Origin of the sequence: Nonomuraea sp. SBT364 (assembly GCF_001083785.1) — a bacterium.
Lineage (GTDB): Bacteria > Actinomycetota > Actinomycetes > Streptosporangiales > Streptosporangiaceae > Nonomuraea.
In genome coordinates this window covers 33258-50325 of sequence record NZ_LAVL01000008.1, presented here as the reverse complement: position 1 = coordinate 50325, position 17068 = coordinate 33258, and the positions used below count along the sequence as shown (strand labels likewise).

The window sequence follows — 17068 nt, the reverse complement described above, 5'->3', positions numbered from 1 at the left end:
CGGAGCTCCCCTACCCGGGTGAATCGGCTCCCCCGTTCAGGGGACGTGCTCGGCGACGGCGAAGCGGACGAGCTGGGACAGGTGGGTGGCCGCGCGCCGGAGCGGCAGGTCGTCCTGCCGGACCCGGCTGAGCAGCTCGGCGCCCTCCAGGGTGCTGATGATGGTGCTGGCCAGCTCGTCCGCCGTGTCCGCGGGGACTCCCGAGCGCTGGATCGCGGTGCTGACGAGCCGCTGCCACTGCGCGAGGGCTTCCTCGGCCGCCTGCTGGATACCGGGCACGCGCCCCACGGTCTCCAGTGCCGTGACGGCCACCGGGCAGCCGTCGACCCAGGACGAGGTCTTCAGCGAGGCCACCATCAGGTGGGCGCAGGCGGCGACGCCTTCGGCCGGATCGGGGCTGGCGGCCATGCCCTCGCTCAGCAGGTCGGCGTACTCGGCGGCGCCGTGGCGCAGGGCCTCGACCGCGAGCTCCTGCTTGCCGCCGGGGAAGAAGTGGTACACCGAGCTGACCGAGGCGCCGGCCGCCTTCGCGATGGGCTTGACGGAGGCGCCCTCGTAGCCCTGCCGCTGCAACAGCTCGGCGGCGGCCCGCACGATCCGCGTGCGCGTGTCCCGGGAGTCCATGACTTCACCCTACCTGGTTGGAACGTTCGATCCAGTCGGGCTATGCTCTGGATCGAACGTTCCAACCAGAGAGGGTCGTCATGAGTGACCGAACTGCCCACGTCGGCTTCGACCGCATGTTCGCGCACGGCCGGCTGACGGTCGGGCTGTTCCTGCCGTTGTGGCCCTATACCGGCGACATGGCGGCGTTGCGCGGGCAGAGCGCGCTGGTCCAGGAGGCCGAACGGGCGGGCTTCGCCGCCGTATGGGTCAGGGACATCCCGCTGGCGGACACGAGTTTCGGGGACGTCGGGCAGGTGTACGACCCCTGGTCCGCGCTGACCTGGCTGGCCGCGCACACCTCGCGGATCACCCTGGCCACGGGCAGCGTGATCTTCAGCCTGCGGCATCCCATCGACCTGGCCAAACAGGCCGCCTCCATCGATCATCTCTCCGGAGGCCGCCTGGTGCTCGGGGCCGCGTCCGGCGACCGGCCCAGCGAGTTCCCCGCCTACGGTGTCGACTTCGACGGCCGCGGCCGGCGATACAGGGACGCGGTGGACTCCTTCCGCGACCTGCTCCGGCCCTCCGCGTCCGGCGTGGAGCTGCTTCCCAAACCGGTGCACGGGCACATCCCGCTGCTGGTGACGGGCTCGTCCCAGCAGCCTCTGGAGTGGATCGCCGAGCACGCCGACGGGTGGCTGATCTACCCGGGCGCCACCGCGACGGCTGACGGCCCGATCGCGCTGGGCAAGAAGGCGGCGGCCTGGCGCGGCCTGATCCCCTCGGGCGCGTTCAAGCCGGTGGCCACCAACGAATGGATCGACCTGGCCGAAGATCCGCTGCACCCGCCCACCCCGCTGCGCGGCGGCTTCGTCCTGCGTACCGGGACCCAGGGCCTGCTGGAACTTCTCGGACGCTGGCAGGACGCCGGCGTCAACCACGGCGCCCTGGGGGTGCAGCACGGCAGGCGGCCCGCCGGCGAGGTCATCGCCCAGCTCGGCGAGGAGGTGCTGCCCCACTTCCCGGCCCTGGGGACCGCCGCGCCCCAGGCAGCCGCGTGGTGAGCACCCGGATGCGGGCCGTGATGCGGCAGTGGCCCACCGGCGTCGCCGTCGTCACCACCCGGTCCGCCACGGGACCGCACGGCGTCACGATCAGCAGCCTCCTGTCCGTGTCGCTGGAACCGCCGACGCTCCTGGTGTCCCTGAGCCGGCGCAGCCGTACCCACCAGCTCATCATGGAGAACCGGAGCTTCACCGCCAACCTGCTCGCCACCGGCCAGAGCACCCTGGCGGCGCACTTCGCCGGGGAGCGTCCCGTCGGGGAGAGCGAGTTCACCGGCGTGGGATGGTCGCCCTCCCCCCGTTCCGGCAACGCGGTCCTGGCCGGCGCGCTGGCCGCGATGGACTGCACGGTCACCGGGACCGTGCCCGCCGCCGACCACACGCTCTTCCTCGGCAGCGTCGAGGAGGTGCACCACCTGCGCGCCACCGGGGAACCGCTGGTGTACGCCGGACGCGCCTACCACCGGCTCGCCGGGCCCTGACTGCCCCGGCCGGCCATGGCTTCCAGGTCGAAGACCTGCCGGGTCACGCCCTCGGCGTCGAGCCGCCAGAAGCGGGCGAGGTCGAGGCCGCCGCGCCAGACGCGGAGCAGCTCGTCCTTGCCGTCGCCGTCGTGGTCGGCGATCGACCAGGTCTGCACGGCGCCGCGCTGCCACTCCTTGAGGCGCTTGCCGGCGGGAGTCCGGTCGGGTCCCTGGTGGGTGGCGAACACGCCGGGGCGGCGCAGGCCCTCGGGGGAGCCGGTGAGGATCTCCGCCTTGCCGGTGATCCGGGCGGTCTTGCCGACGACCTCGCCGGAGACGAGGTCGTCCAGGCCGTCGCCGTTCAGGTCACCGGCGGCCAGGCTGCCCCGGACACCGGTGAGCACCTGCGGTTCGCGGTCACGGCCGTAGAAGACGCGGGTGATGCTCTCGACCGACGGGGCCTCCGTCTCGTAGCCGGGCTCGTTGTTGCGCGCCCCGCTGTCGCCGATCGCCACGTCGCGGCGTCCGTCGCCGTCGAAGTCGCCGAACACGGCCGAGCTCCCCCTGCCCACTTCACGGAACTCGTCGCCGGTCAGGAGCCAGGCGGGCGCCTGCTCACCGTCGTCGGGCCCGTACAGCACGGCGCCGGACCCGTGCCGATCGGTGACCATCCGGCCGGGCCATTCGCCTTCGGGAAGCGGCCGGCTCGTCTCGCGGGCCGGTTCGCCGGACCTGGTGAAGGGACCGTGCAGGAGAACGAGCCGGGAGCCGGCCGTGCTCCCGTCGTCGGGCGACCTGACCGTCAGGATGTCGATCGCGTCGTCCCCGTCGAGGTCGGCCACGCCGGAGTTGTGACCGTACGGCAGAACGGTCGCCCGGCCCCGGCCGCTCCAGAAGATCGACAGCGTGCCGTCCGGAATGACGACGTCGGCGCAACCGTCGCCGTCGAGATCCGCGAGCTGCGGGACCACCTCGCCGGACATGCTGCCCGCACCGGCGACGTGCGCCGTGGACGGGTCGGGCCCGCGCGCCGATCCGTGCACCACCACGAGCTGACTCCGCTCCAGCGGCTCGCCCTTCTCACCCCTCCAGATGAAGGCGAGGTCGGCATACCCGTCGCCGTTCAGATCGCCGGGCTCCGCCTCACCGTCGCACCGAGGCGGCGAGGGCGGCGAAACGGCCGGGGTGACCGCGACCGGCGGAGGCACGTCGGACGGCACAGGCGCTGGCGTGGCGGGCGGCGACGTGACGGACGCCGACGGTACGGGCGGTGACGTGGCGGGAGGGGAGGCGGCCGGGCCGGAGGCGGAGCAGCCGGTGAGCGCCAGCGACACGAGCACGAGGCCGAGCTTTCTCGCCATGGCCCATCACTATGCCCCATCGCCGGGCCGGAATTCCCACTGTGTCGAGGCATGGCAGGGCGGGTGCTAAGTTGGCCGTATGACCAACTTGGCCGAGCGACCAAATTCGCCTCGCGGTGACCGGCGCCGCGACCAGCTGATGGAGGCCGGCATCGCTCTCCTGAGCGAGCAAGGGTGGCCCGGCGTCACCGCGCGGGCCGTGGCCGAGCGCGCAGGCACCAATCCCGGCCTGATCCACTACCACTTCGGCGGCCTGCCCGGCCTGCACGCGGCGATCTTCCGGCGGGCCACCGATCAGCTCGTCAACCCGCTGGTCGAGCAGCTGCTCGGCGCCGGCGACGAACGGGCCGCGCTGGCCACCGTCCGGACCCTGCTGCCGCGCACCCCCGGAGACGAGCCGGCGTCCCGGCTGGCCGCGGAGCTGATCACCGGAGCGACCCGCGACCCAGCCCTGGGGGCCGTGCTGCGCGACGAGCTCCGCCGGGCCCGGCGGCAGATCGCCGACCGCCTCGGCCTGCTGCACCCCGGCTGGTCGCCGGCCGAGTCGATCGGGATCGCCACGTTGATCGTCGCCGCGATCGACGGGCTGATGCTGCACCACATGATCGATGGCGAGCTGCCCGTGGACGAGGCCCTGGCCGTGACGGAGCGTCTCCTGCCGGGGGAGGGGACGTGAGGGTCCTCATCAGCGGCGCCGGCATCGCGGGGCTCACGCTGGCGTACTGGCTGCGGCGCCGCGGCATCGAGCCGGTGGTGGTGGAACGCGCGCCGCACGGCCGCCTGGGCGGTTACGGGGTCGACTTCTTCGGCACCGGCCACGACGTGGCCTCCCGCATGGGTCTCCTCGACCGGCTGACGCCGCACCGGCTGCCGATCGACTCGGTCGAGTTCGTCGACGCCTCCGGCCGCCCCGCGGCCCGGCTGACGGCGGCGCTGCTGGAGCGGGTCATCCAGGGGCCACACCTGCCGCTGATGCACACCACGCTGGAGGGCGCCCTGCTCGACGCCGTCGCCGGCCAGGTGGAGCTCCGCTTCGCGGACAGCATCGCCGAGGTCCGCGACACCGGCGCGGCTGTGGAGGTCGGCTTCACCGGCGGTGGCAGCGAACGCTTCGATCTGCTCGTGGGGGCCGACGGCGTCCATTCGCGGACGCGGGAGCTCGTGTTCGGCCCGGAGCCGCGGTTCGTCCGCCATCTCGGCTGCCACCTGGCCTCCTACCCGGTGACCGACCGCTACGGCTGGGGCCGCGTGCGAGCCCACTACACCGAGCCCGGGCGCCAGGTCGTCGTCTACCCCGGCGGCGAGCCCGGCCGGCTGGTCACCCTGCTGCTGTTCCGCTCGCCGCGTGGCGCGAGCGTCCCGCGCGACCGGCGCCCGGGACTGCTGCGGACGTTGTTCGACGGCGCGGGCTGGCTCACCCCGTCGCTGCTGGCCGACGCCCCCGCCGGGGAGTCCATCTTCATGGACGCGATGTCCCAGGTCGTGATGCCCGCCTGGCATCGCGGCCGGGTGGCCCTGGTCGGAGACGCCTGCGGCTGCATGACCATGGTGTCGGCTCAGGGCGTGTCCATGGCGATGGCCGGGGCGTACACGCTGGCCGAAGCGCTGGCGGCGGAGCCCGGGCACGAGCGGGCGTTCGCCCGCTACCAGGCGCGGATGCGTCCCGAAGTGCGGCGCCGCCAGCGCAATGCGCTCCTGTTCGCCCGGATGCTGCTGCCCGCCACCCGGGCCGGTCTGACCGCCCAGAACGTGGCCAACCGGGTCATCACCCGCCACGCGTTCGCGCCCGTCCTGCGCCGGCAGTTCGGTGCGGGAAGCATCCTGCCCCCGGCCGGCTGACCATCGAGAGCGGCGCGTGTCAGGTCACCAGGCCGCGGCGGTAGGCGTAGACCACCGCCTGCACGCGGTCACGCAGGTCGAGCTTGGTGAGGATGCGCGACACGTACGTCTTCACGGTCTCCTGGCTGATCACCAGCGTCGCGGCGATCTCGCTGTTGGACCGGCCGTCGGCGAGGAGGCGCAGCACCTCCAGCTCGCGGGGGGTCAGCGCGGGGTCGGCCGGCGTGTCGTCGGCGGGCCGGATGCGCGCCGCGTACCTGCCGACGAGTCGCCGCGTCACCTCGGGGGCCAGCAGCGCGGCGCCGGTGGCGACGGTGCGGATGCCGTGCAGCAGCTGCGCCGGCGGGGCGTCCTTGAGCAGGAACCCGCTCGCCCCGGCGCGCAGCGCCTCGTACACGTACTCGTCGAGGTTGAACGTCGTCACCACGAGCACCTTGACGGGATCCGCGACCCCGGCGCCGGCCAGCAGGCGGGTCGCCTCGATGCCGTCGAGCACCGGCATCCGCACGTCCATCACGACGAGGTCGGGGCGCAGTTCACGGGCGAGCTCGACCGCGGCGCGGCCGTCGCCGCACTCCCCCACCACCTCCAGGTCGGGCTGCGCGTCGATGATCGTGGAGAATCCGGTGCGGATCAGCGCCTGATCGTCGCAGACCAGGACTCTGACCGGGGCGCTCATGACGGGCTCCCCGCGGGGATGCGGGCCCGTACCACGAAGCCGCCGTCCGCCTGCGGGTCGGCGCTGAACTCACCGCCCAGGGCGTCGACCCGCTCGCGGAGCCCGGCCAGGCCCCGCCCGCTCCCACCGGCGGAGCGGGTCCGCGAGCCGGAACCATCGGTGCTGACCGCCACGCTGATCTCCTTGTCGCCATGGCGCACACGGACCTCGGTGCGACTGCCATGGGCGTACTTGAGGGCATTCGTCAGGGCTTCCTGCACGACCCGGTAGGCCACGAACTCGGCGCTGCCCACCGGCTCCGCGGGCTCGCCCTCCTCGGTGAACTCCAGTGGCTGCCCGGTGCGGCGCGTCTGCTCCACGAGCGTGCGCAGGTCGCCGGCGGACGGGGTCGTGGCGTCGCTGTCGTGGTCGGCCTTGAGCAGGTCGAGCAGGTGCCGCAGGTCGCCGATGGCTCGCCGGCCGGTGTCGGTGACCGCGCTCAAGGTCGCGTCGAGGCGATCGGGCGAGGCCGTCAGGTAGCGTGCCGCCTCGGCCTGCACGACCATCGCCGTCACGTGATGGGTGACGACGTCGTGCAACTCGCGGGCGATGCGGGTGCGTTCGGCGGCGCGGGTGGCCTCGGCGACGTGGCGGCGGCGTTCGGCCTCGGCGGCCCGGGTGGAGCGCAGCCAGGCCCCGATGCCCCAGGCGAGCACCAGCGCGAGGTAGAACACCGCGAGGTCGGCCGGCACCTCGTTCGAGCCGAGCCGGTCGAGCACGAAGAGGAACGGCAGGTACGCGGCGGACATGAGGATCGCGGTGAGGCGCCGGCGGCGTTCCAGGTGGGCACCGGCGCTGATGAGCGCGATCGGCAGGGCGGTGCCCGCCAGCGCGTGATACGCGAAGAACTGGTCGAGGGCGAAGCCGAGCGACACCAGGACGAGGCAGAGGGCCGGCCACCGCCGGCGTACGGCGAGGGGGAGGCATTCGAGGGCCACCACAGCGACGGCCAGCACGTCGTAGGGCCGGGTCGGCAGGCCGCCCATCTCGGTCCCGTTGCCCTGGAACGCCGGCAGGAGCGAGGCGACGGTCAGCAGCAGCGCTAACGGAAGATCACGTACCGTGACGTCGCACCGCCGCCACAGGTCCTGGACCCGGCGGAGATCGCTCATCGGGCGATCTTAGCGGTCGTGTCCCCCGTGCGAGCTACAGCCGATTGTCCTCCGTGCGGTGATGATTCCGGAACCGCCGATTCCCTAGCGTTTCGGCATGGCCACGCCGCGTGGCCGACCCGGCGTCGAATCTCTCACTGGAGGACCTCTTGCCCCGCAGGCTCAAGGCAACCGTCGTGGCCGCACTGTGCATCACCGTGGCCGGCGCGGGCCTCGCCGGCTGCGACAGCGACTCGATGGACAACTGGGACCCGCTCGCCCCCGCCACGCGGAAGGCCGAGGCCGCCCCGATCTCCGGACCCCAGAAGATCGAGGTCGCGGGCCGGTCGGTGAACGTGTCCTGTTCGGGGGACGTGGCGGAAGGCGAGCCGGTCGTCGTCCTGCTGCACGGCGCGGGTGACGGGCTGGACAAGCTGGCCGCCCTGCAGAAGACGCTGGGCGAGAAGAACCGGGTCTGCTCCTACGACCGGCTCGGCTCGGGCGCGAGTGACCAGCCGGAGGGCCCGCAGAGCTTCTCCAGCACCGGGAAGATCCTGACCGGGGTGCTCGACCGGGTCGCCGGTGACAACCCGGTCGTCCTGGCCGGTCACTCGCTGGGCGGCCTGATCGCCGCCAGGTACGCCCCCGCCCATCAGGACAGGGTCAAGGGGCTGGTCCTGATGGACGCCACGCCGCCCACGATGGTCGAGGACATCACGAAGACGATCCCCAAGTCGGCCACGGGCCCGGCGGCCGAGCTGCTCGCCCAGAACGTCGCGATCTTCCGGGGCGAGAACCCGGAGAAGCTCGTCATCACCGACGGGAAGGTGCGTTCCGCCGGGGACATCCCGGTCGAGGTGATCAAGCACGGGCAGCCGTACCTGGCCGCCGTCCCCACGTACGGGCCGCGCCTGGAGCAGGCGTGGACCGCCGGCCAGCGCAAGTGGCTGGCGGTGTCCGGCAGCAGCAAGCTGAGCACGGCCGAGAAGAGCGGGCACTACATCTACGTCGACCAGCCCGATGTGGCCGTCCAGGCCATCCGGCGCGTCGCCTCGCAGGCCGCGGGTGAGCGCTGACGGCCGTTCGCCGGGCTCAGCCGAGGCCGCCGTCCACCCGCAGCACCACCCCGGTCACGTAGGAGGAACGCTCGCTGAGCAGCCACGCGGCGGTCTCGGCGATCTCCCCGGGCGTGACCGCGCGCCGCAGAGAGGTACGCGCGGTGAGCTGCTCGACGATCCCGGGTGAGACGGCCTCCCAGACGTCGACCATGCCGGTCGGGCAGCGCAAGACCCTGCATCACCGGCTGGTGGGCCCGATCAGTCGCGCAGGCGGGTGACGGCCTGAGGGGACAGGTGCCTCCCCAGTTCCTCCAGGAGTGAGACGACCTCGGCGACGCGGTGCGGGTCGCCGGTGCCGAGGGCCTTGGCCAGGGCGGCGTCGATCGAGGCCGAGCGGACCTGTTCGACCCGGCCGGAGATCTCCGGGGCGGGCCGGACGCGGAGGCGGCGGCGGTCGCGCGCGTCCGGTTCGGTGCTGACGGCGCCGGCCTCGCGGAGCCGGGCCACCGCCGCCGACACGGCGCTCTGCGGCAGGCCGGTACGCGTCACGATCTCGCTGATCGCGCTGTCCGGGTGCTCGCGCACGTCGCTGACCACGATCAGCACCGTGCGGACACTGCCCGGCTGCTCCCCCAGCCCCTCGGTGGGCAGCGTGTCCTCGCCGATTTTCATCAGCGTGCGCCCGAGCAGGAACAGGTCGATTCCATTCATGTGGCTCATAATACATCTCATTTGATGTATCAGAATTGATGGATTATGGTCGTGCCCATGACCACCACGACGACAGGCCGGCTGGCCGTTCCCGGCGCCACCCTCCACTACGAAGTACGCGGCCGTGGCCCCGTGCTGCTGATCTCCCAGAGCGGCGAGGGCGACGCCGGGCGCAGCGCCGACCTGGTCGGCCGGCTCACCGACGACTACACCGTCGTCACCTACGACCGGCGCGGCCTGTCCCGCAGCACGCTGGACGACCCCGCTCGCGGCGTGCGGATGGCCGAGCACGGCGACGACGTCCACCGCCTGCTCGCCGCGCTCACCGACGAGCCCGCCCTGATGCTCGGCTGCAGCCTGGGCGCGGTCATCGGCCTGCACGTGGCCGTCCGGCACCCGGGGCAGCTCGGCGTCCTCGTCGCCCACGAGCCGGTCGCGCCCCGCCTGCTGCCGGCGGCCGGACGCGCGCACCACGAGGCGGAGCTGGCCGAGATCCAGCGGCTGTATCGCCGTGAGGGGCTGGCACCGGCGCTCAAGGCCATCGCCGGGGTGCTGGGCATCGACCCGGCCGGCTCCCAGGCCGAACCCGGCCTGACCCCGCAGCCCATGACCCCGTCCAGGATCGCCAACTTCGGCTTCTTCATCGAGCACGACTTCACCGCCGTCATCGACGACGACCTGCCGGTCACCGAACTGGCGGGCACCCCGACGCGGATCGTGCCCGCCGTAGGCCGCACCACACCGCGAACCGTCTTCGACTACCGCTGCGCCCAGGAGCTGGCCGGGCTGCTGGGCACGGAGCCCGTCGAGTTCCCCGGCGGCCACAACGGCAACACCACCCACCCCCGCGCCTATGCCGACCAACTCCGCGGGCAGCTCGCCGCCGCGCCGTGACGAGGGTCAGCGCCCGTCCGCCGCCCTGGCGTAGCCGTGCTCGTACGCCCAGATGACCGCCTGGACGCGGTCGCGGAGCCGCAGCTTGGCCAGGATGCGGCCGACGTGGGTCTTGACCGTCCCCTCAGCCATGTACAGGGCACCGGCGATCTCGGCGTTCGTCTCGCCCAGCGCGATGTGCCGCAGGACCTCCCGCTCGCGCTCGGTGAGCTCGACGGCCGGGTTCGCGGGGCGCGGCAGGGTGGGGGCGACGTGGTCGAGCAGCCGCCGGGTCGTCGACGGGGCGATGACCGCGTCGCCCGCGTGCACGGTCCGCACCGCGGCCACGAGTTCGTCGGCCGGCGCGTCCTTGAGCAGGAACCCCGAGGCGCCGGCCCGGAGCGCGGCGAACGCGTACTCGTCCAGGTCGAACGTGGTCAGCACGATGACCTTCGGCCCGCCGCCGGCCAGCAGGCGGCGGGTGGCCTCGACCCCGTCGAGGCGCGGCATCCGCACGTCCATGAGCACGACGTCGGCGGTGACGCGAGCCAGCCCCGCCAGGGCGTCGACTCCGTCGCGCGCCTCACCGACGACCTCCATGTCGTCCTGCGCGTCGATGACCATGCTCGTACCGGTGCGTACTAGATCCTGGTCGTCGACCACGAACACCCTGATCGTCACGGTGTGCCCTCCAGTGTGCCCTCCAGTGTGCCCTCCCGGTACGGCAGCCGGACCGTCACCACGAAACCCCGCTCCCCCGCGACCCGGGCGGACACGGTGCCGCCGACGGCCGACATCCTCTCGCGCATCCCGGCCAGCCCGTGCCCCGGGGCCGCGTCCGGGGCTCGCGCGGGCGCCCGGCCGTCGTCCGTGACTGTCACCTCCAGCGCGCCGGAGCCCCACGACAGCTCCACCGTCGAGCTCGCCGCGCCGCCGCCGTGCTTGAGCGTGTTGGTCAGCGCCTCCTGGACCACCCGGTAGAGCGCCAGTTCCGCTCCCGGGCCGATCCGCCGGGCCTGGCCGGAGGTGGCCATGGTGACCTCCAGCCCGGCCGCGCGCGTACGTTCGAGCAGGCCGGGCAGGTCGCCGAGGCCGGGCTGCGGCCGCAGCGCGGCCGGTTCGGCGCGCAGGACACCGACCAGGCCGCGCATCTCGGTGAGCGCCTGCCGCCCGGTCTCCTCCACGGTGGCCAGCACCTCGGGGGCGCGTTCCGGGACCACCCGTCCCGCTCTGGCCTGGGCGACGATGACGGCCAGCGCGTGCGCCACGACGTCGTGCATCTCGCGGGCGATCCTGGCCCGCTCCGCCAGTGTGGCCTGCGCGGCCGACATCCTGGCCTGCTCCTTGAGCAGTTCGACGTAGCCGAGCTGGCTCCTGCGGTGCAGGCCGAGCCCCCACGCCGCCACCACGACGGCCAGCAGCAGGCCGAGCAGCATCCACGGGCCCGGCCCGAGGCTGGCGGCGGCGACGCTCCCGTCGGTGGCGAACCTGGCCGCCGCCAGCGCCGCCCCGGCCGCCCCCACGACCAGCGGCGGGTACGGCCTTCCGTACGCGGTGCGGGAATACAGCACGAGCGGGAAGAGCGCCACCGTCGGCAGCACCATGAAGAGCCCGGTGACCGCCGCCTGGACGGCCATCGCCCCGGCGATCACGGCGAACGCCCAGAGCTCCCGGCGGAAGGCGAACGCCACGTGCGCCACCAGGCACGCCGCCACCAGGATGATCGCCCGCGAGCCCGGCACCGACAGCACGGCCACGACGGCGGACAGCAGGAACACGGGCAGTCCGAGCACGAACGCGACGGCCACGTCGAACCTGCGGGCCTGGCTCATCTCCGCTGGAAGGCCAGCGTGGCCCCACCCACGGCGAGCCCGAACAGCAGCCAGCTCCCGTAGACCACGGAGACCGTGATGACCGCCGGGACGTCACCGAGCGGAACCGGGCCGTCAGTCACCCCCAGGAGCTGCGCAAGCGTGCCAAATACGGACATACTCCCCATAGTGGCCAACATGGCGGCTCCCGTCCAACCACCGGCCACCACCAGCCCGCGCGGCAGCCGGCGCCCCCACCTCTGCACCAGGGCCAGCGACCCGGCCGCCCCGACGGCCAGCATGATCAACTCACCGTACGGGAATCCCTCCTCGTACACCGCCGGGCGCAGGAACGCGCCGCCGAACGACCAGTAGAGCTTGGCGGCCGGATAGACGAATCCCAGCGCGAAGGCGGTATATCCGAGCCACGGCCCGCGGGGCACCCGGGCACGCCGCAGCAGGAGCGCGCCCACGAGAGCCGTGGCCGCCAGCGCGAGCGCCCGGCCAGCCATCCCCGGCCAGTCGACCCGCGCGAAGTCGCCCGCGGGGATGCCGGTGACCGCGAAGAACGCCCGGAACGCGTCCAGCACCAGCCCCCCGGCCGACCAGAGCAGCAGCACGGCGGCCGGCCACCCGAGCGGCGCCGCCTTCGGGAACAGCGCGAAGATCGCCCCCACCAGCGCGGCGGCGGCCGTCACCGCATGCGGGGCGAAGCCGGCCGTGTAGGACGGCGCGGGCAGCCCCGACGTGGCCACGGCCACGCCGAGGGTCAGCAGCGACACGGCCGTCGCGGCCACCTGTAGTCCGGAAACTCTCATGCCTGCGACGATGCCGCCCCGGCCCGGCGGACCGCGTCCGCACCAGGTCCACCGACGACAAGACGCGAGAGGTATTGACAGATCGGCGGGCCGCGTCAGGGCTGGAGGTCGGTCACTCCCTTGCCGCTGGACATGTCGAGCGGCACGGAGGCCTGGTCGTGCGCGATCAGCCAGTCGCCGTCGACCTTCCGGAAGCAGAAGGTGGCCCGGACCCACATGCCGCTCGTCGCCGTGCCGTTCTTCAGCGTGCCGCTGAGCCGGCCGAAGCAGTGCCCGAACGCCACGTCGTCGCCCGCGGTGATCGTCAGGTCGCGAACCTCATAGGCCAGGTCCTCGAAGAACGTGAACGCGTTCGTCCAGTTCTTCAGTTTCGCCTCGACCCCCACATGCTGCAGCGGCGGATCGATGTCGAAGGACACCACGTCGGTCGCGTAAAGCCGCTTCAGACCTTCGAGATCCTTGGCCCGGATCCCTTCGACGACCTTGCCGAGCTGCTGCCGGATCTCGGCCTCGGCCACCTCGCGTCGCACGGACATCGCTTCCCAGCCTTCCTTGCGTGGAATCTTGGCTCCTCACAGGTACGACGAAGCGGCCAGGTGGAATGTGAGGTCACGGGCCCACGGCCGCGTCCGGGGGCGGCGCCACCAGGATGCGCAGGCCCGCCAGGAGGTCCGCCGGGGTCGGGCTGCCCTCGGGGTCCACGAGCCACTGCGCCGCCAGGCCGCCCACCAGGGTCTGGACGACGGCTCCCACCCTCTCGGAGTCGGAGCCGAACAGCTCCGCCAGCCCGAGCCTGGCCTCCCGCCCGGCCTCCGCGAACGACTCGCGCAGCTCAGGGGTGCGCGCCATGTGCGCGACCAGCTCGAACTGGATGGCCCACAGCGGCCTGGCCCTGACGAAGGACTCGATGACCCGCGCCCACGTCGCCTCGAAGTCCCCCGGCTCGGCCAGCGTCCGGCCGAGGTCTTGCGCCCACTCCTGCATCGCCTCCACCAGCGCCTCGTTCAGCAGAGCGTCCTTGGTGCCGTAGTGGTAGCCGATCGCGGCCAGGCTCACCCCGGCCGCCGTCGCGATGTCGCGCGCGGTCGTGCGGAAGTAGCCCTTCTCGTAGAGGCAGCGCTTGGCCCCATGCAGAAGATCTTCACGATTGCCCATGCGGCCAATCTTACACAGTCGTCTTGCACATATGTCTAACACATGCGTACCATTCGGGACATGACGAGTATCCTCATCTCCGGCGCGAGCATCGCGGGCACGACCCTGGCCTACTGGCTTCGTGAGCACGGCTTCACCGTCACCGTCGTCGAGCGCGCCACCGAGGTACGCGAAGGCGGCTACAAGGTCGACATCCGGGGCGCGGCCCTGGAGGTCGTCGAGCGGATGGGGCTGCTTGAGAAGATCCGCACGCTGCGCACCGACGTGCGCACCGGCTCCGTGGTGGACGGCGGGGGTCGCCAGGTGGCCGGCATGGACGGCGACAGCTTCGGCGGGCGCGTCCACCAGGACGCCGAGCTGCACCGCGGCGACCTCGCACGCCTCCTCCACGAGGCGACCGGCGGCGTCGAGCACGTCTTCGGCGACTCGATCGCCTCCATCGACGGCACCCGGGTGACCTTCGACAGCGGGCTGGTTCGCCACTTCGACCTCATCGTCGGCGCCGACGGGCTGCACTCCAACACCCGCGCGCTGGCCTTCGGCCCCGAGGAGCGCTTCGTCCACGACCTGGGCTACAACGTCTCGATCTTCAGCGTGCCCAACCACCTCGGGCTCGACCGCGAGGAGCTCACCTACGTCGGCCCCGGCCGCACCGCCCTGCTCTACAGCACCCGGCAGGACACCGGCGCGAAGGCCATGTTCCTGTGGGCGGCCGGCAGCACGGCACGCGACCGGGCCGGGCAGCAACGGGCGCTGGCCGACGCCTACCGAGGGTCAGGCTGGGAGGTGCCGCGCCTGCTGGAGGCCATGGCCGAGGCGCCCGACTTCTACTGCGACTCCCTCAGCCAGGTGCGCATGGACAGCTGGCACGCCGGCCGGGTCGCGCTGGTCGGCGACGCGGCCTACTGCGCCTCCCCCGCCTCGGGGCAGGGCACCAGCCTGGCGCTGGTCGGCGCGTACGTGCTGGCGGGCGAGCTCAAGCGGGCCGCGGGCGACCACGCCACCGCCTTCCCCGCCTACGAGGCGCGCATGCGGCCCTTCGTCGCGGCCAACCAGGCTCTGGGCACCGGCAACATCAAGCGGATGGTCCTGTCGAGCCCGTTCCAGGTCCGCATGTCGATGGTGATGCTGCGCCTGGTGAACCTGCTGCCGGGCAAGGACCGGATCATGGCCAAGGTCGTCGAGCCGATCCACCGCGCCGCCACCGCGATCGACCTGCCCGCCTCCTGGTAGCGGCGCGGCCGGCAGCTGCACCGTCGTTCAGAGCCGGCGGGCCCTGGTCAGTTCGCCCAGGCAGGCGTCCAGCGGCTGGACCCGGTCCGCGAGGGGCTGGACCCCGTCCCACCAGCAGATCGCGCTGATCTCCTCGCCGGGAGTGAAGTCCGGCTGCGAGGTGGCGCGCGCGGTGTAGAGGGCCGCGTACTCGACGCGCCGCCCGGGCCCGAGCACGAAGCGCGCGTACCCGGCGAACAGCAGGTCCGCGACGGCCAGCCCGGTCTCCTCCCGCAGTTCGCGCACGGCCGCCCGGCGCGGTGTCTCGCCCGGGTCGATCATGCCGCCGGGCAGTTCCCAGCATCGGCGCACGCGGTTGAGAACCAGCAGCAGCCGCTCGTCCCGCCACACCGCCACCAGCGCCAGCGGCAGGGGCCCGTCGTCGAAGCGGGTCTCCTCGGCGACCGGGTGGAACGCGGTCAGCAGGTTCCCGGCCTCGTCAGCGGCGAGCACGTCGCCCATCCCCGGCGGCATTCAGTCAGCGCCCACGCGGACGCCCGTGGCTTCGAGGTCACGCGGACCCGGCCGGGCCGCCAGGTCGGTGACGTCTCCGGTGGTGCTGGTGGCCACCAGCGCGGTGGCGAACAGGATGAGCTGGTTGAGCACCTTGAGGAAGAGCAGCATCGCCACGGCTCCCGCCACGACCTGGTAGGCGGGGTTGGCGGCGGTGAGGTTGAGCACGGCCTGGCCGAGGGTCTTGAGGATCTCCAGGCCGATCGTGATGACGAGCGCCGGCCCGATCACCCGGCGCATCGGCAGACGCAGCCGTGGTGGCGCGGTCAGCAGCGCCATGGCCAGCAACGTGTTGACGCCGATCCCCAGCACGAACGCCGCCACCGACAGCACCCACCGGGCGGGGGCGGCCTCCATGCCCACGGTGTTCACCACGATCCAGGTCAGCACCCGATCGGCGGCGATGACGACGGAGAGCGACAGGGAGAGCAGCACCCCAAGCCCGGCCACCACGCCCAGGTCGATGATCTGGCGCAGGAAGAAGTTGCCCGGGTACTGGTCGAGCCGCCAGATCGCCCTGGTGGCCGAGCGCAGCGTGTCCATCCAGAACAAGCCCGTCAGCGGCAGCGCCACGCAGGCCACCAGCCCGGCCGTTCCTCCCGCGCTGCGAAGTGCCTGCACGTCCAGGCGCGGGAAGGTGTCGCTCAGGTAGAGCTGCACCTCGGCCAGCGCCGCCGGATAGTCCAGGAAGCGGCTGAGGATGGCGAACCCCAGCAGCGCCAGGGCGAAAGTGGCGAAGAAGGCGTAGTAGGTGAGGGCGGCCGACAGCCGGCCGGCGTCGGCCTGGTCGTAGCGGACCAGGGCGCGCACCGTGTGGTCCAGCCAGCCGTGCCTGCTCCTCGCCCGCCTCCAGCCTGCCGCCGCCCGGCCGGCCCAGCGCCGGAAGGCGCTCATGGCGGGGGCCCGTACGCCGGGGGAACGCGGCCGTGCACGCGCGCCGCGGTCGTTTCACAGAAGATGGCTCACCGTGCCGTCGTGAGAAATCTGGTGGAGGCCGGATGACCCTACCCCTGACGCGGATATTACTCGCGGGCCCGCCGCCGGTCGACGGATCCGCGTCGTGGAGGCGCGACCGGACGATCAGTCCGGGAGCGGCGGCCCCCGGACCTTGGCGACGAGGCGGACCCGCCGGTGAGCAGGGCGGCCATGAACTCGTGCTCCTTGGGCTGGGGCTTCCGCTCGGCGGGCACGTCCACGGGGTCGGCCGGGCCGTCATCGGGGATCACCGGCTCGCGAAGCACCACGTCGAGCTCGTCCGCGGAGCTCACGAACCGAGGCTCGGGCGAGCCGCAGGCGTCGGCGAGGCCGCGGAGCCCGTCGCGCTGCCCCTCGGGCACCTGATCGTCGGCGCAGCCGTCGGTGGCCCGGTTCAGCCGTACGGCCATCAGCAGCTCGTCGGGGGTGCCACCCAGCGGGCGCCCCTGCCGGGGACGGCGGGAGCCACCGGCACGAGCGGCTGGTCGAGCACGTCGGTGCAACGCACGCTCGCGGCGTCCCGGAACGGATGGCCGATCGGCACGGCGAGCGCCCTGGGCACCGCCCTGAGCGGTTCGAGGGTCAGCCGCTCGGAGCCGACGGGCATGAACACCTGCCGCCAGCTCGTCCGCGCCTTCGGATAGGCCGAGGTGAAGGCGCTGAGCACGGCGAAGTGCAGCTCGTCGGGGAGCGGCAGCGAGATGCCGACCCGGAGTGCGCCCTCGCCGCCCTGGCGGCC

At 72.9% G+C, this 17068-nt stretch carries 22 protein-coding genes; 7 read left to right on the top strand and 15 right to left on the bottom strand.

Annotated elements, in window-relative coordinates:
- Window positions 1-36: 36 nt before the first annotated feature.
- The gene (locus ADY59_RS06295) at window positions 37-624 is read right to left on the bottom strand and encodes a TetR/AcrR family transcriptional regulator (protein WP_049558832.1); all 588 of its coding nucleotides are present in this window, start codon (window positions 622-624) and stop codon (window positions 37-39) included.
- Between the two features lie 80 nt (window positions 625-704).
- Here ADY59_RS06295 and ADY59_RS06290 point away from each other — a divergent pair, with 80 nt between their 5' ends.
- Together ADY59_RS06290 and ADY59_RS06285 are read left to right on the top strand one after the other, a co-directional pair.
- Window positions 705-1670, top strand: a complete 966-nt coding sequence (locus ADY59_RS06290) for an LLM class oxidoreductase (protein ID WP_049558829.1) — start codon at window positions 705-707, stop codon at window positions 1668-1670.
- Entirely contained in the window at window positions 1667-2152 is a 486-nt protein-coding gene (locus tag ADY59_RS06285) for a flavin reductase family protein (RefSeq protein ID WP_156325331.1), read from the top strand. Before ADY59_RS06290 ends, ADY59_RS06285 begins: the two co-directional genes overlap by 4 nt.
- Here ADY59_RS06285 and ADY59_RS06280 read toward each other — a convergent pair.
- Window positions 2128-3495, bottom strand: coding sequence for an FG-GAP repeat domain-containing protein (locus ADY59_RS06280; protein ID WP_049558824.1), 1368 nt, complete (start codon window positions 3493-3495; stop codon window positions 2128-2130). The two genes, ADY59_RS06285 and ADY59_RS06280, sit on opposite strands and share 25 nt — an antisense overlap.
- Before the next feature lie 79 nt (window positions 3496-3574).
- Between ADY59_RS06280 and ADY59_RS06275 the strand changes: the two genes are divergently transcribed.
- Together ADY59_RS06275 and ADY59_RS06270 are read left to right on the top strand one after the other, a co-directional pair.
- The gene (locus ADY59_RS06275; protein WP_049558821.1) at window positions 3575-4171 is read left to right on the top strand and encodes a TetR/AcrR family transcriptional regulator; all 597 of its coding nucleotides are present in this window, start codon (window positions 3575-3577) and stop codon (window positions 4169-4171) included.
- The gene (locus ADY59_RS06270; protein ID WP_049558820.1) at window positions 4168-5334 is read left to right on the top strand and encodes an FAD-dependent monooxygenase; all 1167 of its coding nucleotides are present in this window, start codon (window positions 4168-4170) and stop codon (window positions 5332-5334) included. Before ADY59_RS06275 ends, ADY59_RS06270 begins: the two co-directional genes overlap by 4 nt.
- Window positions 5335-5353: 19 nt before the next feature.
- Here ADY59_RS06270 and ADY59_RS06265 read toward each other — a convergent pair whose 3' ends face one another.
- Together ADY59_RS06265 and ADY59_RS06260 are read right to left on the bottom strand one after the other, a co-directional pair.
- Window positions 5354-6013, bottom strand: coding sequence for a response regulator (locus ADY59_RS06265; protein ID WP_049558817.1), 660 nt, complete (start codon window positions 6011-6013; stop codon window positions 5354-5356).
- Window positions 6010-7164, bottom strand: coding sequence for a sensor histidine kinase (locus ADY59_RS06260; protein ID WP_049558815.1), 1155 nt, complete (start codon window positions 7162-7164; stop codon window positions 6010-6012). Before ADY59_RS06260 ends, ADY59_RS06265 begins: the two co-directional genes overlap by 4 nt.
- Window positions 7165-7313: 149 nt before the next feature.
- Here ADY59_RS06260 and ADY59_RS06255 point away from each other — a divergent pair, with 149 nt between their 5' ends.
- Entirely contained in the window at window positions 7314-8219 is a 906-nt protein-coding gene (locus ADY59_RS06255) for an alpha/beta fold hydrolase (protein ID WP_197093470.1), read from the top strand.
- A 16-nt stretch (window positions 8220-8235) separates the two neighbouring features.
- Here the strand turns inward: ADY59_RS06255 and ADY59_RS48445 are convergent, their stop codons facing one another.
- Together ADY59_RS48445 and ADY59_RS06250 are read right to left on the bottom strand one after the other, a co-directional pair.
- The gene (locus ADY59_RS48445; protein ID WP_082309899.1) at window positions 8236-8412 is read right to left on the bottom strand and encodes an SDR family oxidoreductase; all 177 of its coding nucleotides are present in this window, start codon (window positions 8410-8412) and stop codon (window positions 8236-8238) included.
- A gap of 47 nt (window positions 8413-8459) precedes the next feature.
- Window positions 8460-8912 (bottom strand): MarR family transcriptional regulator, encoded by a 453-nt coding sequence (locus tag ADY59_RS06250; protein WP_197093469.1) that lies wholly within the window; start codon window positions 8910-8912, stop codon window positions 8460-8462.
- Window positions 8913-8969: 57 nt separating this feature from the next.
- Between ADY59_RS06250 and ADY59_RS06245 the strand changes: the two genes are divergently transcribed.
- Window positions 8970-9806, top strand: a complete 837-nt coding sequence (locus ADY59_RS06245; RefSeq protein ID WP_049558988.1) for an alpha/beta fold hydrolase — start codon at window positions 8970-8972, stop codon at window positions 9804-9806.
- A gap of 6 nt (window positions 9807-9812) precedes the next feature.
- Here the strand turns inward: ADY59_RS06245 and ADY59_RS06240 are convergent, their stop codons facing one another.
- The 5 genes from ADY59_RS06240 to ADY59_RS06220 form a co-directional block, all read right to left on the bottom strand.
- Window positions 9813-10466, bottom strand: a complete 654-nt coding sequence (locus ADY59_RS06240) for a response regulator (protein ID WP_049558813.1) — start codon at window positions 10464-10466, stop codon at window positions 9813-9815.
- Window positions 10463-11617, bottom strand: coding sequence for a sensor histidine kinase (locus tag ADY59_RS06235; RefSeq protein WP_049558810.1), 1155 nt, complete (start codon window positions 11615-11617; stop codon window positions 10463-10465). Before ADY59_RS06235 ends, ADY59_RS06240 begins: the two co-directional genes overlap by 4 nt.
- On the bottom strand, window positions 11614-12414 hold the full coding sequence (locus ADY59_RS06230) for a hypothetical protein (protein WP_156325330.1): 801 nt from the start codon (window positions 12412-12414) through the stop codon (window positions 11614-11616). The genes ADY59_RS06235 and ADY59_RS06230 overlap by 4 nt, the downstream gene beginning before the upstream one ends.
- Window positions 12415-12509: 95 nt before the next feature.
- A complete protein-coding gene (locus ADY59_RS06225) occupies window positions 12510-12950 on the bottom strand; it encodes a YybH family protein (RefSeq protein ID WP_049558806.1) in 441 nt (146 codons plus the stop codon).
- Window positions 12951-13023: 73 nt separating this feature from the next.
- On the bottom strand, window positions 13024-13569 hold the full coding sequence (locus ADY59_RS06220) for a TetR/AcrR family transcriptional regulator (protein WP_049558805.1): 546 nt from the start codon (window positions 13567-13569) through the stop codon (window positions 13024-13026).
- A 60-nt stretch (window positions 13570-13629) separates the two neighbouring features.
- Here ADY59_RS06220 and ADY59_RS06215 point away from each other — a divergent pair, with 60 nt between their 5' ends.
- Entirely contained in the window at window positions 13630-14802 is a 1173-nt protein-coding gene (locus ADY59_RS06215; RefSeq protein ID WP_049558802.1) for an FAD-dependent monooxygenase, read from the top strand.
- 27 nt (window positions 14803-14829) lie between these two features.
- Here ADY59_RS06215 and ADY59_RS06210 read toward each other — a convergent pair whose 3' ends face one another.
- From ADY59_RS06210 to ADY59_RS06195, 4 genes are all read right to left on the bottom strand, one after another.
- Window positions 14830-15294 carry an NUDIX hydrolase gene (locus ADY59_RS06210; protein WP_269433556.1) on the bottom strand — a complete coding sequence of 155 codons (465 nt, stop codon included), beginning with the start codon at window positions 15292-15294 and terminating at the stop codon, window positions 14830-14832.
- A gap of 21 nt (window positions 15295-15315) precedes the next feature.
- Entirely contained in the window at window positions 15316-16248 is a 933-nt protein-coding gene (locus ADY59_RS06205) for a YihY/virulence factor BrkB family protein (protein WP_049558799.1), read from the bottom strand.
- Between the two features lie 128 nt (window positions 16249-16376).
- Window positions 16377-16739, bottom strand: a complete 363-nt coding sequence (locus ADY59_RS06200; protein WP_049558797.1) for a hypothetical protein — start codon at window positions 16737-16739, stop codon at window positions 16377-16379.
- On the bottom strand, window positions 16739-16996 hold the full coding sequence (locus tag ADY59_RS06195; protein ID WP_049558794.1) for a hypothetical protein: 258 nt from the start codon (window positions 16994-16996) through the stop codon (window positions 16739-16741). The genes ADY59_RS06200 and ADY59_RS06195 overlap by 1 nt, the downstream gene beginning before the upstream one ends.
- Between the last annotated feature and the right edge of the window lie 72 nt (window positions 16997-17068).

What these genes read in the sequence shown, in the direction of transcription:
- ADY59_RS06295 (WP_049558832.1), bottom strand. Translation starts at nt 624, where the DNA reads ATGGACTCCCGGGACACGCGCACGCGGATCGTGCGGGCCGCCGCCGAG.
- ADY59_RS48445 (WP_082309899.1), bottom strand. Translation starts at nt 8,412, where the DNA reads ATGGTCGACGTCTGGGAGGCCGTCTCACCCGGGATCGTCGAGCAGCTC.
- ADY59_RS06235 (WP_049558810.1), bottom strand. Translation starts at nt 11,617, where the DNA reads ATGAGCCAGGCCCGCAGGTTCGACGTGGCCGTCGCGTTCGTGCTCGGA.
- ADY59_RS06200 (WP_049558797.1), bottom strand. Translation starts at nt 16,739, where the DNA reads ATGGCCGTACGGCTGAACCGGGCCACCGACGGCTGCGCCGACGATCAG.
- ADY59_RS06280 (WP_049558824.1), bottom strand. Translation starts at nt 3,495, where the DNA reads ATGGCGAGAAAGCTCGGCCTCGTGCTCGTGTCGCTGGCGCTCACCGGC.
- ADY59_RS06260 (WP_049558815.1), bottom strand. Translation starts at nt 7,164, where the DNA reads ATGAGCGATCTCCGCCGGGTCCAGGACCTGTGGCGGCGGTGCGACGTC.
- ADY59_RS06230 (WP_156325330.1), bottom strand. Translation starts at nt 12,414, where the DNA reads ATGAGAGTTTCCGGACTACAGGTGGCCGCGACGGCCGTGTCGCTGCTG.
- ADY59_RS06250 (WP_197093469.1), bottom strand. Translation starts at nt 8,912, where the DNA reads ATGAATGGAATCGACCTGTTCCTGCTCGGGCGCACGCTGATGAAAATC.
- ADY59_RS06265 (WP_049558817.1), bottom strand. Translation starts at nt 6,013, where the DNA reads ATGAGCGCCCCGGTCAGAGTCCTGGTCTGCGACGATCAGGCGCTGATC.
- ADY59_RS06245 (WP_049558988.1), top strand. Translation starts at nt 8,970, where the DNA reads ATGACCACCACGACGACAGGCCGGCTGGCCGTTCCCGGCGCCACCCTC.
- ADY59_RS06275 (WP_049558821.1), top strand. Translation starts at nt 3,575, where the DNA reads ATGACCAACTTGGCCGAGCGACCAAATTCGCCTCGCGGTGACCGGCGC.
- ADY59_RS06225 (WP_049558806.1), bottom strand. Translation starts at nt 12,950, where the DNA reads ATGTCCGTGCGACGCGAGGTGGCCGAGGCCGAGATCCGGCAGCAGCTC.
- ADY59_RS06205 (WP_049558799.1), bottom strand. Translation starts at nt 16,248, where the DNA reads ATGAGCGCCTTCCGGCGCTGGGCCGGCCGGGCGGCGGCAGGCTGGAGG.
- ADY59_RS06220 (WP_049558805.1), bottom strand. Translation starts at nt 13,569, where the DNA reads ATGGGCAATCGTGAAGATCTTCTGCATGGGGCCAAGCGCTGCCTCTAC.
- ADY59_RS06290 (WP_049558829.1), top strand. Translation starts at nt 705, where the DNA reads ATGAGTGACCGAACTGCCCACGTCGGCTTCGACCGCATGTTCGCGCAC.
- ADY59_RS06215 (WP_049558802.1), top strand. Translation starts at nt 13,630, where the DNA reads ATGACGAGTATCCTCATCTCCGGCGCGAGCATCGCGGGCACGACCCTG.